This window comes from Bacillus pretiosus, from assembly GCF_051294775.1.
Lineage (GTDB): Bacteria > Bacillota > Bacilli > Bacillales > Bacillaceae_G > Bacillus_A > Bacillus_A wiedmannii.
In genome coordinates this window covers 182,639-195,552 of the sequence record NZ_JBPPHF010000002.1, presented here as the reverse complement: position 1 = coordinate 195,552, position 12,914 = coordinate 182,639, and the positions used below count along the sequence as shown (strand labels likewise).

Below are 12,914 nucleotides of genomic sequence, written 5' to 3'. Positions count from 1 at the left end.
TTTCTGTCGGTAAGTCGATATATTTTGATAATCGCTGATATATTTTATTTCATAATTAAGTGGTCCAACTTTTATGAGAAAAGGTCGTGATATTATGTGGACACAACAAATAATCAACACGAAACGTGGCACATTTGAAATCTTTACAAAAGGAAATGGCGAACCGCTTTGCATTACACATCACTATTCACAATTTAATGAAACTGGTGATTACTTTGCGAATGTTTTCACTGCTACGCATCGTGTATTCCTCATTAATTTACGAAACGCTGGTAACTCAGCAAAAGCCAATTCAGAAAAAGAATTAAGTATGATTGAAACAGTTCACGACTTAGAAGCAATACGAGAAGCATTGCACCTTCCAATATGGCATTTCGCCGGTCATTCAACAGGTGGTATGCTTGGACTTTTATATGCAATTACATATCCAAATTCCTTACAATCATTAGCCTTGGCCGGAGCTGCAGCAAGTAACTATACCGAAACACCATTTTGTATTTATTACCCGACACATCCACAGTTTCATTATATGCAAAAGCTCATCGAAAACTTAAAAACCCCTCACCTTACAAATGCAGAAAGAAAAGAACTATCTACTAAGAGAACAAAATTATCATTGTATAAACCCGAAAACTACAACTCTTATTTTAGTAAACCAATCCAAAAAACAATGTCCGCTAGCCGGATGAATGCTTTCGCCAATAAATATCCTTCATTTGATTTAAGAGAGCATTTACCTTCCATCCAAACAAAGACACTTATTATATGCGGAAGACATGATGTACAGTGCCCAATTCAGTATTCTATTGAGATGCATGATGGCATACGTAATTCTATCTTTGTGATATTTGAGGAGAGTAACCATTATCCTTTTTTAGAAGAATCTGCTCAGTTTACTTCTACTACTCAAACATTTTATAAATCGTTACACTAGTACCGCTATTATTAAGGAAAGCTCACAGTCTCTATAAGACTATGAGCTTTTCAAAAGAAATATTTCACACTAGAAACAACAAGAAGAACAAAAAAATCATTAAACCTACATCAAGTAATACTGCCTTTTTATCTCCTTCTTTTAAACTTATCATAAAACTAGAAATTATTTTAATTCCAAAAAAGACCATCATAAATAGCCCACCGAAATGATCATTCGTAGAATCTTCATCATAAAACATTTGTATTGCACCGATAATTAATAAGATAAGTACGATATTCGTTCCAATCTTTAAAGCCTTGTTTAATTTATTATCTTTTAATGTATCTCCCAAAATGTAGCACGCCCTCTCATGCTCTCCTATGTTTTATCTCTCTTTATATTTTAACACAAATTACCTATTATTCCCTTTTCGTTCGAATAACATAAAAAAACCTACCAATTACTTGGCAGGTACATTACACGTTAAAACGATAACCAGCTCCCCATACTGTTTCAATATATTGCGGGTGAGCAGGATCTCTTTCAATCTTTTCACGTAGCTTTCTAATGTGAACAACGACAGTGGCTAAATCGCCAGCTGAGTCTAGTCCCCAAATACGTTCAAATAACTGTTCTTTATTTAATACTTGGTTTGGATGCGTTACAAAGAATGTTAATAAATCAAATTCTTTCGTTGTAAACGCAATTTCTTCATTGTTTATAAAAACTTTTCTCGCTCGCTGATCAATAGAAATTCCGTGAATGTATAACGTATCACGTTGCTTACTCACATTTCCTGATAATCTTTCATAACGAGAAATATGAGCTTTTACCCTTGCGACTAATTCACTCGGGCTAAAAGGTTTCGTTATATAATCATCCGCTCCTAAACCGAGTCCGCGAATTTTATCTATATCTTCCTTCTTTGCTGAAACAAGTAAAATCGGAATGTCTTTTATAGCACGTATTTGTTTACAAATTTCAAAACCATTCATTTTCGGAAGCATAATATCTAAAATAATTAAATCATAATCTTCCTGAAGAGCCATTTGTAGACCTACTTCTCCTGAATGTTCTACATCGACTTGAAAATCACTAATTTCTAAATAATCTCGCTGTAATTCTGCAATACTTATTTCATCTTCTACTAGTAAAATCCTCTTCATTCTACTCACCACATTCCTGTACTTTTTTCAATGAGAAGAAAATACTTGTACCTTCCCCAAGATTACTTTCCGCCCAAATTTCTCCGCCATGTTCTTCAACAATTTGCTTCGCTATCGCTAAGCCAAGCCCACTTCCACCTGTGCTAGAATTTCGCGATTGCTCTGCACGATAAAACCGCTCAAATATATACGGCAGCGTATCAGCTTCTATACCTGCCCCATTGTCCATCACTTTCACAATAACTTTATTGTTATCACTCAATACTGTTACAGTAATTTTCTTCTCTTCTTTATCCATGTATTTCACACTATTATGAATTAAATTTGATATCACTCTATTTATCTTTTCGCAATCAGCCGTTACATATAGTGGTGATGAATGTAATTGTAAGTAAACTTCTATACCTTCCTCACTTAAATCCATCTGCATCTCTTCTAATAATTCCTGCATAAACACGTTTAACTCTATCGTTTCAAACTGAAAGGGAACTCGATTCAAATCAAGCTTCGAAAACAAAAAGAGCTCATCAATAAGTGTATCCATATGTTTTGCCTTCGTATGAATGGTCGTTAAATACTTATCCATTTTCTCTGGCGTATTTGCGACTCCATCTTTTATGCCTTCTACATATCCGATAATAGATGTGATCGGTGTTTTTAAATCATGAGATATATTGGAAATGAGCTCTTTTCGATTTTCTTCATACTGCGTTTGCATCTCTATCGACTCTTTTAATTTCTTTCTCATTTCCTCAAACCCTTGATTTAATTGCCCGATTTCATCATGGGATGTAACTGGAATTTGAAAATCTAAATTCCCTTCTTTAATTCTCCCAGTCGCATCTTTCAACACAAAAATTGGTTTTATCACACTTCTTGAGACGAAATAACTTACTAATCCAATGAGTAATATCGCTAACAGTAAAAGTGCTACGAATAAAATTGGAAATAATTTTTGTGTAAGATCTACAAATGAACTTTGCCTTTTTAGTACAAATATACTCCCTTCTTCATCTCCGGGAAAATAAAAATCAAATTTTACATATCGATAAAATGTATCGCCTAGTTCTGTTGTACCACGACTATTAATATTTGCTGATTCAAATTTCGGAATGGCTTCTTTTAAAGATACACCTTCAAATATTTTTGTAGCATAAGAAATGGTTTCTCCCTTTCTTACAACTATTTTCACCCCTTCTTTTTCAAGTGATGAAACGAACGATTCATCTAATAGTTGTGATTGATTTTTCTTTGCCGCTAATTTCAATTCAATATACGTATTCTCTTCTTCTGGCGTAAGCGGCTTTTGAATATAGGAACTTTTATAGAAATTTTTCACTGATTCCAAGTCTCCTGTTATAGAAAAAACAATTAAAAATCCCGCGACTAATATGAGCGTGATGGAAACGAGAATAACAGCGATATAAGAGAGTAAAAATCTTGTTTTAATAGACATATGTTACATCCTCACTTTAACAAACCATGTTATTCATAAGCATAAAAATATATGTTCAAATACTCAAGCGATTTTATAGTAATTTTAGCGTCAGTTTATAAAAATTTAATGTTCTTCTTTTACAGTTGAAATGAGGAGGTTGAAATTCCATGTTCAAAAAAACATTAAGCATGATATGTTGCGTAATTTTTTTACAAGGTTGCTTCACAAGAACAAGAAGTTAAAAAGGAGATGACAAGCATGGAGACAGCGCTACACGGTGCTGATGTAAATATTCCAGACAACGATGGTGTTACCCCGTTAGAGCATGCTCGCGCTCATAACTTTGAAGAGATAGAGAAGATTTTGTTAGAAGGACGTAAGTAAAAAGCTAATTTTTGCCTTCCTCCCTCACCCTATGCTACATTTAGCCTGTTACATCAATATTAATAGGGTGGGAATAAACATGAATAAACCTAAAATTGGGATGATTGGACTTGGAAGTATTGCGCAAAAGGCCTATCTTCCAACACTTACAAAAGAAACAGATTGGAATTTTGTAGGAGCGTTTACACCTAACGCGGAGAAAAGGAAACAAGTTTGCCAACAATACCGCATTCAAGACTTTCATTCTATTGAAACGTTAGCTTCAGAATGTGATGCAATCTTCGTCCATAGTTCAACTGCTACACATTATGAAATCGTTTCTGAACTTCTGAAAAAAGGAATTGACGTTTATGTTGATAAGCCGCTAGCAGCTACAGTGGAGCAAGCTGAGCAACTAGTCGAGTTGAGCGAAAAGCATAACAGAAAGTTAATGGTCGGATTTAATCGCCGATTCGTTCCTATGTATCTTGCTGCAAAAGAGCAAGCTCATAATATTTCATGGGTTCGAATTGAAAAACACCGCACAAATAAGGTGGGGCCATATACGTACGACTTTACTATGTTAGATGATTACTTACATATTGTAGATACTGCTCGCTGGTTAGCTAATGATGATCTTAACGTCGTTCATAATATGATGCAAATAAATGAAAAGAATGAACTTCTTTACGGACATCACACATATACAACGCCAAGTGGACTGTTACTTTCTACCGCAATGCATCGCCACGCCGGTACAAATTTAGAACAAATTGAACTTGTAACGACAGGTAAAATCATTCGCGTAAAAAATATGAACACATTTGAAGTTGAGCAGGAAAATGCAGTTTCTCAGATTGGTTCACCATCATGGGATACGACGTTAAAACAACGTGGTTTTGAAGATGCTGTTCATCATTTTATTGAATGTGTACAAGGAGATACAAAGCCTGTTGTAGATGGATTAGAAGGATTAAAAACGCAGCAACTGCTGCAATCTCTACTGGAGAATGTAAACAAAAATTAAAACGGATACATTTTTCAGAATTTACTTTCATTCCCATTTCCCCTTTATTTCTCTCACAAATTTCTATAGAATATGTTGATAGGAATTATAAATTTCATATTGAATCGTGGAAAGGATGGGATTAACACATGTGGAACGAGTTTAAAAAATTCGCATTCAAAGGGAATGTAATCGATTTAGCTGTCGGGGTTGTAATCGGTGCTGCATTTGGTAAAATCGTTAGTTCTTTAGTAAAAGATATTATCACACCATTACTTGGTATGGTATTAGGTGGCGTTAACTTTACAGATTTACATTTTGGATATGGTAAATCTGCTGTTATGTATGGTAACTTCATCCAAACTATTTTTGATTTCTTAATTATTGCAGCTTCTATCTTTATGTTCGTTAAAGTGTTCAACAAACTAACATCTAAAAGAGAAGAAGAAGAAAAGACAGAAGAAATTCCAGAACCAACAAAAGAAGAAGTTCTTCTTAGCGAAATTCGCGACTTATTAAAACAACAAAATTCTTCTAAAGATAGAGCATAATTGAACGGATAAAAAGGCATGCCCCTCGGGACATGCCTTTTCTATATTCTATAACGTTTCCGAATTCATATGAATAAATAAAATAATACCTGCAACCATAAGTACCATAATACTACCTGCAAATAGTGTAATACCCATGAACATTAAACTTGTGCTCATGTCCACTGATACACTTTCAATAAAAATAGAAATTACATACGTGATAAGGGCAATTCCTGCAAGAATACTTCCTGGAACAAATCGCTTTAAGCCATTTTGTTTTAACGTCATATATGCAAAAATAGCAGTCATACAAAGCGTAATTATCCAAAGAACGATCATCTCTTCTCCCCCCTCACAAGCCTTTTCTTTCTATTATACATGACATTGCCCTATAATAGTTAAATTTGCACTTATGTGACATATAACAAGGAACAATACCATTTTATAGCGAAGTCACCAATAGGCCATATACTCGGGAGGATTTCAATTGGAAGATGATATTGTAGGATATTTTAAACAGGTAGAGCGATTCGATTATATTACAATCGACTTAGACAAAAAGTTTTTTTATGTCTAAGTTGTACAATTAGAAACAAATATAACTTTACTAAAATTATCACTTAACTTAGACAAAGATGAAATTATTATTGCTGGCAATGTAAAACAATATAATCCTTCTAGGTTAGAACAATTAATACAAAGTTTTAAACGCACTGCACACAAACATGCCTGGAACATAATTTACGAAGTCCTGAAGAACTTTTTGCATTTTGGAAAGAAAATTGACCACCAAAAAAATGGATATTTTTTATATAAATCGATATAATTACCATATATAAATATTCTTTACAAGGGAGTGTTCATAATGATTTGGATTTCACTAATCGTATTAGCCTATTTCATCATTCTCGTCCCAATACAGTATAACTATATTAAGATATTAAAGAAAAAACAGAAAAAAATGAACGTGTCACAAAACGAACTCTATGACAACATGTCTTATGAAGAATCCCAAATACACTATCATTATCAAAGCAACGTATTTACAATACCTGCTTCGCTTGTCGCAAGTATTATTTATAAGGTGAAACATGCAGCATAATATGTACGCTGTAAAATTATTATTTGAATCTGTTCATTCTGGTGAGCCTCATCCTACGAAAGTGGATGAGCATTATGAAGAAAATCACGATAAACTTTTTGAAGAAAGTATTATCCTCGTTAAAGCAAACGACCTAGAGGAAGCTCACGAATTAGGCAAAAAAATAGCTATACACTCTGAAGAATCGTACGATAATGTGTACGGTGAACAAGTCACATGGAAGTTTCGAAAAGTGCTACATGTATTTGAATTAAATGATACTTCATTTGAAACAGGAACAGAGTTGTACGCAAGATTTTTACACGTTAAAAAAAATGAAACGGTAGATACAATAGTTAAAACATACTACCCTGAATACGAATAAAAGCTCACAGCAATTGCTGTGAGCTTTTTTATACTTATTTCGTTGAATCTCTAAATTGGATACGGTGAGGTAAGATAACAGTGTGATCTTCCACTTTTTCTTTGTTCATATACTTTGTTAATAGACGCATTGCTACTGCACCGATATCATACATTGGTTGTACAACTGTTGAAAGTTGCGGACGAACCATTAATGCAAGGCGTGTATTATCGAAACCAAGTACTTCTACATCAGTTGGTACGTTTAATCCAGCGTCTTGTGCTGCATGGATTACACCTAGTGCCATTTCGTCAGAAGATACGAAGATTGCTGTTGGCTTTTCATCACTGCTCCAAAGCTTTTCGAATGCTTCGATACCTGAATCATATGTGTAATCTCCATCGATTATAAGATTTTCATCATATGAAATACCTGCTTCTTCTAAAGCTTTTTTATAACCTTGTAACTTCTTCGCGCTTCCCGCTTTATTAATGAAAGGACCAGAGACGAAACCGATACGCGTATGCCCTTGCTCAATAAAGTGCTTCATTGCGTCGTAAGCTGCTTGCGTATAATCAATATTTACTGATGGCGTTTCATTTTGCTCATCAAATGACGCTGCTAATACGATTGGTACTGGAGACTTTTTGAATTCTTCAATGTGAATGTCTGTAATATCTTCACCCATGAAAACAATTCCGTCCACTTGTTTTCCAAGCATCGTATTTAATAAATGGAACTCTTTCTCTTTGTTTTGGTCAGAGTTACTTAAAATGATGTTATATTTGTACATTGTTGCGATATCTTCAATTCCACGAGCAAGTTCTGCATAAAACGTATTTGAGATATCAGGAATAATAACACCTACTGTAGTTGTCTTCTTACTTGCTAGTCCACGTGCTACCGCATTTGGGCGGTACCCTAAACGATCAATTGCTTCTAATACTTTCTTTCTTGTTGTAGGCTTTACATTTGGATTACCGTTCACTACACGAGATACGGTAGCCATTGAAACGTTTGCTTCACGCGCTACATCATAAATTGTTACGTTCATCTCATCGCACACTCCTTCTATTTTTGTTATCTATTTTTATGTATCGGTTACTTGAATGAAAAAAAGACATCAACTCTATTTGCAGATGCCACCAATCGTCCCGAGTTCTTCCTTTTACTAATGATACGATAAAAACGCAGGCTCATACAATATTTTCCCGCAAAAGTTTCAAAAAAATTCGCTTCTTTTCTCGTATTTTCGTATTTTTTATGAAAAAAAGGGCATTTTTTGTAAAAAAATAGATATCCAATACGTAGAAACCTTATTTTAAGCAATACGATAGTAGATAGTAAATGAAATTTATATCGGCGATTTTCCAAACATATCGACCACAACTCCAATTATATCAGCAATTTTTTAAATATATCGACTTACCGACAGAAAACGACAATGGTAGTCATTTGATGCGCTGGATTTGGAGGTGTGCGGCGCCCTGTAGAATGCGTTACATCGACAACGACAGGTAAATGTGTTGCTTTCTTTAAAATCGGCACAGCGGATATAGGAAGCGTATTACGCGGCGCTCCTTCCCATCGTACCTTTTCACTTACAATAAAAAAAGACAGTTTAAACACTGTCTTTTTTTTATAAGAAGGAAACAAACGGTTTTTCGCTGTTTTTCTCTTTTATAATAATTGCCTCAATTTTACTCTCGGACTTTATCTGCAATTGTACTTTCGCATCTTTAGGTAATTTTTCTAACATACTTTGAGCAGCCATTTGAGTAAGAGCCATTAATTCTGTTTTACCGTTATATTTAATAACGATATTCATATTTAATGTATCCATCTGATTTTTCTTGTAAGAAACTTTAGCATTTACTGGGATAAAATCTGCCGGAGAAAAATCTTTTATTGCCTTAGCAAAGTCAGTTATTTTTGTATTATCTTCTCCATGTGCTTGTTTAAATTCATCAGAAGGATATGAATACGCTTGTTCATCGATCGTACTCCAATTTCCAAGGTTCGTATCATTCTTTTGAACGGTAGCACTAGCAATATACGTTCCATTTTTTAAAGAACTTGTACTTTCTTGCTTAAAGATAGCAAACGTAATTGGAGACTTATTATACTTGTCATTTTTATTAATCGCTTCAATAAGTTGCTTGGCAACTTCAGTACCCTTAGACATAGCTTCTTCATTCGATACACTTGAAGACATGGCTAAACCGATCACAACGCCAGATAAACTTAATTCATTTGAATTCTGCTTCCCGAAATAGTCTTGTTCTATAATATTTGTCAAAACGGGTGCTTTTACTTTTGCGACTAGTTCATCAACTAACTTCTCCGGAATATACTGATTTAATTGTAGTACATGATTTTCTGTATCAAATTGCTCTTTTGCAATATTCATTAAACCATTTTCATACTCTGCTAAATCTAATTTAGAATTTGTTGTTATATTAGCTGTATTGATAACCTTTTGTTCTTTTAAAGGAATTACAGTTCTATAATAATCTTTCGAAACAGCAGTTCTCGGAATCATGCTTTTTTCTTTCGTATCCTTCTGTATAACTTCATCCTTCTTACTAATCGTATCATTACTACAAGCTCCTAGTAATAAACTTACGACCGCGAAGGATAATGCCATTTTCTTCATTACTTAAAACCTACTTTCAACAATCTAATTATTTAATTTGAACTAATAACAGTGTACCATTAAATATATTTCAACAAAAACAAAAAAAAGAAGCAAGCACCTTTAGCTTGCTTCTTTTTACTTAATATTCTCTTCTAAAGCGTCTTTTTTAATGTTCCAATGAGACGTATTCCATACTACCATCCCATCTTTTATGTATAACACTTGCGGAGATTCATGTTTAATGCTGTACTGTTCTGCAACACGATTCGAAACATCTCTCGCATCTTGTACGTATAAGTAATACGCTGGTACCGCTCTTTCTTCACTGCAATACGCTTGAAATTCTGTATAGGCACCATGACTAATTGGGCATGTCGTACTATGTTTAAAAAGAACATAAGGTTCGTTTTTTTCTACTAATACTTCAAGTTCTTCAATTGCTTCAATTTTTGTCATATTCATCACGATTCACCTCTCATACGGAGTCTAGAGCGCTTTTCTTTCTTTTCAGCTTTTTTCTCAAGTCTTTCTAATTTACGCTCTTCTTTTTCAACCTTTTTCTCTTGTCTTGACGCACGATAATGATTGTATACTTCAATTGCTGCGCTACTCCACTGTACAACTTGCGCTACTTTATCGGCATTATTTTCAATTTCGTCCGTAACAGACTCTGATACATTACGAAGTTTCGTATTTAAAGAATGGATTGTCGTTCCAATTCCATCTACACCTGATACTACTTTATTTAACGATTGTGACTTCTGTTGAATGTCATCAGCTAACGCATTTGTTTTATGTAATAATTGCTCCGTCTCTACGCTAATCCCCTGCATTTGCTTTTCTAAACCTTCTAACGTGCTTGCAACGTTTTCTAACGTCTTCTGAACCGATAACAACGTTCTGCATACATACACTACTAATACAGCGAAAGCAACCGCGATAATAGCTGCACTTACATATAAAAGAACTTGCATTTCATCACTTCCTTTATCTTTTTCATACTTTCCCCTATTATACAATCATTTTCCTTTTCGTTCTAATCCCTATCTTTTCATTAGAATTTTCATACTTATTCGTTAACTTTAACATAAATGATTCAACAAATTCCACTAAGTAGGTTACAATAGGAAAGGATACATAATTAGTAGGGAGGCTTTACATATGAAAGATCCACGCATTGAAAAGTTAGCATACAATTTAATTAACTACTCTATCCGCTTACAAAAAGGCGAAAAAGTATTAATTGAAAACTTTGGTTTACAAAAAGAACTTGTAACTGCACTTGTAAAAGAAGCATATGCAGCTGGTGGTTTCCCATTCGTTTCTTTAAAAGATCATCAAGTAGATCGCTCTTTATTAATGGGTGCTACTGAAGAACACTTCGAACAAATCGCTGCATATGAAGCAAGCGTAATGAAAGATATGGACGCTTATATCGGGCTTCGCTCTGGCGATAACATTAACGAACAAGCTGACGTACCAAGTGAAAGAATGCAAATTCACGGTCAAACAGTTGGTAAGAAAGTTCATAGAGACATCCGCGTTCCGAAAACGCGCTGGGTTGTTCTTCGCTACCCAAATGCTTCTATGGCACAACTTGCTAAAATGAGCACAGAAGCTTTCGAAGACTTCTACTTCGAAGTTTGCAACTTAGACTACGGTAAAATGGATAAGGCGATGGATAGCCTTGTTACATTAATGAATAAAACAGATAAAGTTCGTCTAACTGGTCCTGGAACTGACTTAACATTCTCTATTAAAGACATTCCAGCTATTAAATGCTCAGGTCATTTAAACATTCCGGACGGTGAAGTATATTCTGCACCAGTTCGCGATTCTGTTAACGGTACAGTTTCTTACAACACACCATCTCCTTACAACGGCTATACATTTGAAAATGTACAACTTAAGTTTGAGAACGGTCAAATCGTTGAAGCAACTGCAAACGATACAGAGCGCATTAACAAAATCTTCGATACAGATGAAGGCGCACGCTTCGTTGGTGAGTTCGCAATTGGCGTAAACCCATACATCTTACATCCAATGGGAGACATCCTATTCGATGAAAAAATCGATGGCAGCTTCCACTTTACACCTGGACAAGCTTACGAAGATGCATGGAACGGCAACAACTCGAACATTCACTGGGATTTAGTATGCATCCAGCGCCCTGAATACGGCGGCGGCGAAATTTACTTCGACGACGTACTAATCCGTAAAGACGGACGCTTCGTTGTATCTGAACTAGAAGCTTTAAACCCAGAGAACTTAAAATAATAATAAAAACGCTCGGAATGTTCTCCGAGCGTTTTTTTATTAATAATTTAATAAATCTTTCGCCACATCTTCTGGCACTTTAAAACTCATTTTCTTATTTTTCATTTCCACTTCGACATAAGGGACATCTTTATATACTGTCATCGTACCAATTTCATGTAACTCTTTTTTATCATTACTCGACTCCGATAATTTTTTTGTATCCTCTTGGTATATTTTAAATGTTTTCCCTTGCGGAGTATCTAAAGGAGCCGACTGCATTTCCCACTTATCCATTTTCATGACTTCAAACAGCTTTTCAATTTCTTTCTTATCAGTAATTACTTTTTTCTCACTTGAATCCGTAAGTGATTCAATCTCAACCTTTTGTGCCTTATCAAAGTTCATATCAGCCTTTTCCTTCTTCGCACCACACCCTATTAAAAGAACGGATGCGGTTAGCAGAAGTAAAAATAACATAAAGACTTTTTTCATTTCTAATCCTCCTAATTACATAGAGCTACTTTTTTCGTTTTCTGTTTGCTGAAAATGAAAATAATATAACAGCGCCACTGCGATAGTACCTATTAATATCGGTACATATAGAGGCAGATCCCATTTCATATATACTCTAGTGCAACCAACAAGCACAAATAAAATTTCTAAACAGAATAAAGGTTTTACATATTTCATTTCTTACCTACCATTTCTATTTTCACATTTGGGTTCTCTTTCTCGATAAGCGCCAAAAATTCATTCATATGTTGCGGCATTGCAACCATATGTACTTTGTATGCATTCGTCGTAATTTCAAGGGATTTCCCAACTTGACGAATAATTCGTATCTCTTTCAATACGATATCGTCATTTAAAATACCGTACTTTAATACACCATTTTCTACTTGATGCTTTTTAATAAATACTTCCCAAACGAGTGGTACATTTACAAGGAAACATAAACCCATTCCAATTAACGCTGACATCCACTGCTCTTTATTTGAGATAATCATGACAAGTGGATATACGAACATAAAAACTAACGTGAGACAAACGAAAATTACTACCGATTTACTTCTTTGAATCGGAATGTTCATACACGCACCCCCTACCCCAAATTATACCACTTTTTCCATTTTAGTTCATAAAAAAGGCC

17 protein-coding genes and 3 pseudogenes are annotated in these 12,914 nt (G+C 34.7%); 8 read left to right on the top strand and 12 right to left on the bottom strand.

Annotated elements, in window-relative coordinates:
• The first annotated feature begins 73 nt into the window (after nt 1-73).
• Entirely contained in the window at nt 74-934 is an 861-nt protein-coding gene (locus tag ACSG5Z_RS09200; RefSeq protein WP_435711336.1) for an alpha/beta fold hydrolase, read from the top strand.
• A gap of 64 nt (nt 935-998) precedes the next feature.
• On the opposite strand, the gene ACSG5Z_RS09195 is transcribed toward ACSG5Z_RS09200, so the two are convergent.
• From ACSG5Z_RS09195 to ACSG5Z_RS09185, 3 genes are all read right to left on the bottom strand, one after another.
• Entirely contained in the window at nt 999-1,268 is a 270-nt protein-coding gene (locus tag ACSG5Z_RS09195) for a hypothetical protein (protein WP_137012472.1), read from the bottom strand.
• A gap of 124 nt (nt 1,269-1,392) precedes the next feature.
• Entirely contained in the window at nt 1,393-2,082 is a 690-nt protein-coding gene (locus ACSG5Z_RS09190; protein WP_000821767.1) for a response regulator transcription factor, read from the bottom strand.
• Between the two features lies 1 nt (nt 2,083).
• On the bottom strand, nt 2,084-3,538 hold the full coding sequence (locus tag ACSG5Z_RS09185) for a sensor histidine kinase (protein ID WP_435711335.1): 1,455 nt from the start codon (nt 3,536-3,538) through the stop codon (nt 2,084-2,086).
• A gap of 255 nt (nt 3,539-3,793) precedes the next feature.
• On the opposite strand from ACSG5Z_RS09185, the pseudogene ACSG5Z_RS09180 reads away from it, so the two are divergent.
• From ACSG5Z_RS09180 to mscL, 3 genes and pseudogenes are all read left to right on the top strand, one after another.
• A pseudogene (locus ACSG5Z_RS09180) lies at nt 3,794-3,904 on the top strand (ankyrin repeat domain-containing protein); the annotation flags it as partial.
• Between the two features lie 79 nt (nt 3,905-3,983).
• Nucleotides 3,984-4,910: a Gfo/Idh/MocA family protein gene (locus ACSG5Z_RS09175; RefSeq protein WP_137012464.1), complete on the top strand. Its 927-nt coding sequence runs from the start codon at nt 3,984-3,986 to the stop codon at nt 4,908-4,910.
• A 128-nt stretch (nt 4,911-5,038) separates the two neighbouring features.
• On the top strand, nt 5,039-5,440 hold the full coding sequence (gene mscL, locus ACSG5Z_RS09170; protein WP_000267007.1) for a large conductance mechanosensitive channel protein MscL: 402 nt from the start codon (nt 5,039-5,041) through the stop codon (nt 5,438-5,440).
• Nucleotides 5,441-5,488: 48 nt separating this feature from the next.
• Here the strand turns inward: mscL and ACSG5Z_RS09165 are convergent, their stop codons facing one another.
• Complete coding sequence (locus ACSG5Z_RS09165) at nt 5,489-5,761, bottom strand: DUF3917 domain-containing protein (protein ID WP_000636592.1); 273 nt, start codon at nt 5,759-5,761, stop codon at nt 5,489-5,491.
• A gap of 148 nt (nt 5,762-5,909) precedes the next feature.
• Here ACSG5Z_RS09165 and dhp61 point away from each other — a divergent pair.
• The 3 genes and pseudogenes from dhp61 (at nt 5,910) to ACSG5Z_RS09150 (ending at nt 6,888) form a co-directional block, all read left to right on the top strand.
• Nucleotides 5,910-6,208, top strand: a pseudogene (dhp61, locus tag ACSG5Z_RS09160) (protein Dhp61).
• A gap of 79 nt (nt 6,209-6,287) precedes the next feature.
• On the top strand, nt 6,288-6,524 hold the full coding sequence (locus ACSG5Z_RS09155; RefSeq protein ID WP_088064585.1) for a DUF3949 domain-containing protein: 237 nt from the start codon (nt 6,288-6,290) through the stop codon (nt 6,522-6,524).
• A 1-nt stretch (nt 6,525) separates the two neighbouring features.
• The gene (locus ACSG5Z_RS09150; protein ID WP_137012498.1) at nt 6,526-6,888 is read left to right on the top strand and encodes a DUF4288 domain-containing protein; all 363 of its coding nucleotides are present in this window, start codon (nt 6,526-6,528) and stop codon (nt 6,886-6,888) included.
• Between the two features lie 34 nt (nt 6,889-6,922).
• Here ACSG5Z_RS09150 and ccpA read toward each other — a convergent pair whose 3' ends face one another.
• The 5 genes and pseudogenes from ccpA to ACSG5Z_RS09125 form a co-directional block, all read right to left on the bottom strand.
• On the bottom strand, nt 6,923-7,921 hold the full coding sequence (gene ccpA, locus ACSG5Z_RS09145) for a catabolite control protein A (RefSeq protein WP_001103309.1): 999 nt from the start codon (nt 7,919-7,921) through the stop codon (nt 6,923-6,925).
• Between the two features lie 425 nt (nt 7,922-8,346).
• Nucleotides 8,347-8,454, bottom strand: a pseudogene (locus ACSG5Z_RS09140) (bifunctional 3-deoxy-7-phosphoheptulonate synthase/chorismate mutase); the annotation flags it as partial.
• Nucleotides 8,455-8,506: 52 nt separating this feature from the next.
• Entirely contained in the window at nt 8,507-9,523 is a 1,017-nt protein-coding gene (locus tag ACSG5Z_RS09135) for a CamS family sex pheromone protein (RefSeq protein ID WP_435711334.1), read from the bottom strand.
• A 117-nt stretch (nt 9,524-9,640) separates the two neighbouring features.
• Complete coding sequence (gene ytxJ / locus ACSG5Z_RS09130; RefSeq protein ID WP_046956174.1) at nt 9,641-9,967, bottom strand: bacillithiol system redox-active protein YtxJ; 327 nt, start codon at nt 9,965-9,967, stop codon at nt 9,641-9,643.
• Nucleotides 9,967-10,479 carry a DUF948 domain-containing protein gene (locus tag ACSG5Z_RS09125; protein ID WP_048531826.1) on the bottom strand — a complete coding sequence of 171 codons (513 nt, stop codon included), beginning with the start codon at nt 10,477-10,479 and terminating at the stop codon, nt 9,967-9,969. The genes ytxJ and ACSG5Z_RS09125 overlap by 1 nt, the downstream gene beginning before the upstream one ends.
• Nucleotides 10,480-10,666: 187 nt before the next feature.
• On the opposite strand from ACSG5Z_RS09125, the gene ACSG5Z_RS09120 reads away from it, so the two are divergent.
• Nucleotides 10,667-11,782 (top strand): aminopeptidase, encoded by a 1,116-nt coding sequence (locus ACSG5Z_RS09120; protein WP_046956172.1) that lies wholly within the window; start codon nt 10,667-10,669, stop codon nt 11,780-11,782.
• Between the two features lie 39 nt (nt 11,783-11,821).
• On the opposite strand, the gene ACSG5Z_RS09115 is transcribed toward ACSG5Z_RS09120, so the two are convergent.
• From ACSG5Z_RS09115 to ACSG5Z_RS09105, 3 genes are read right to left on the bottom strand one after another with little or no spacing between them, the layout of a single operon-like run.
• Nucleotides 11,822-12,256: a hypothetical protein gene (locus ACSG5Z_RS09115; protein WP_435711333.1), complete on the bottom strand. Its 435-nt coding sequence runs from the start codon at nt 12,254-12,256 to the stop codon at nt 11,822-11,824.
• 15 nt (nt 12,257-12,271) lie between these two features.
• Complete coding sequence (locus ACSG5Z_RS09110; RefSeq protein WP_435711332.1) at nt 12,272-12,454, bottom strand: hypothetical protein; 183 nt, start codon at nt 12,452-12,454, stop codon at nt 12,272-12,274.
• Complete coding sequence (locus tag ACSG5Z_RS09105) at nt 12,451-12,855, bottom strand: PH domain-containing protein (protein WP_435711331.1); 405 nt, start codon at nt 12,853-12,855, stop codon at nt 12,451-12,453. The genes ACSG5Z_RS09110 and ACSG5Z_RS09105 overlap by 4 nt, the downstream gene beginning before the upstream one ends.
• Nucleotides 12,856-12,914 lie beyond the last annotated feature (59 nt).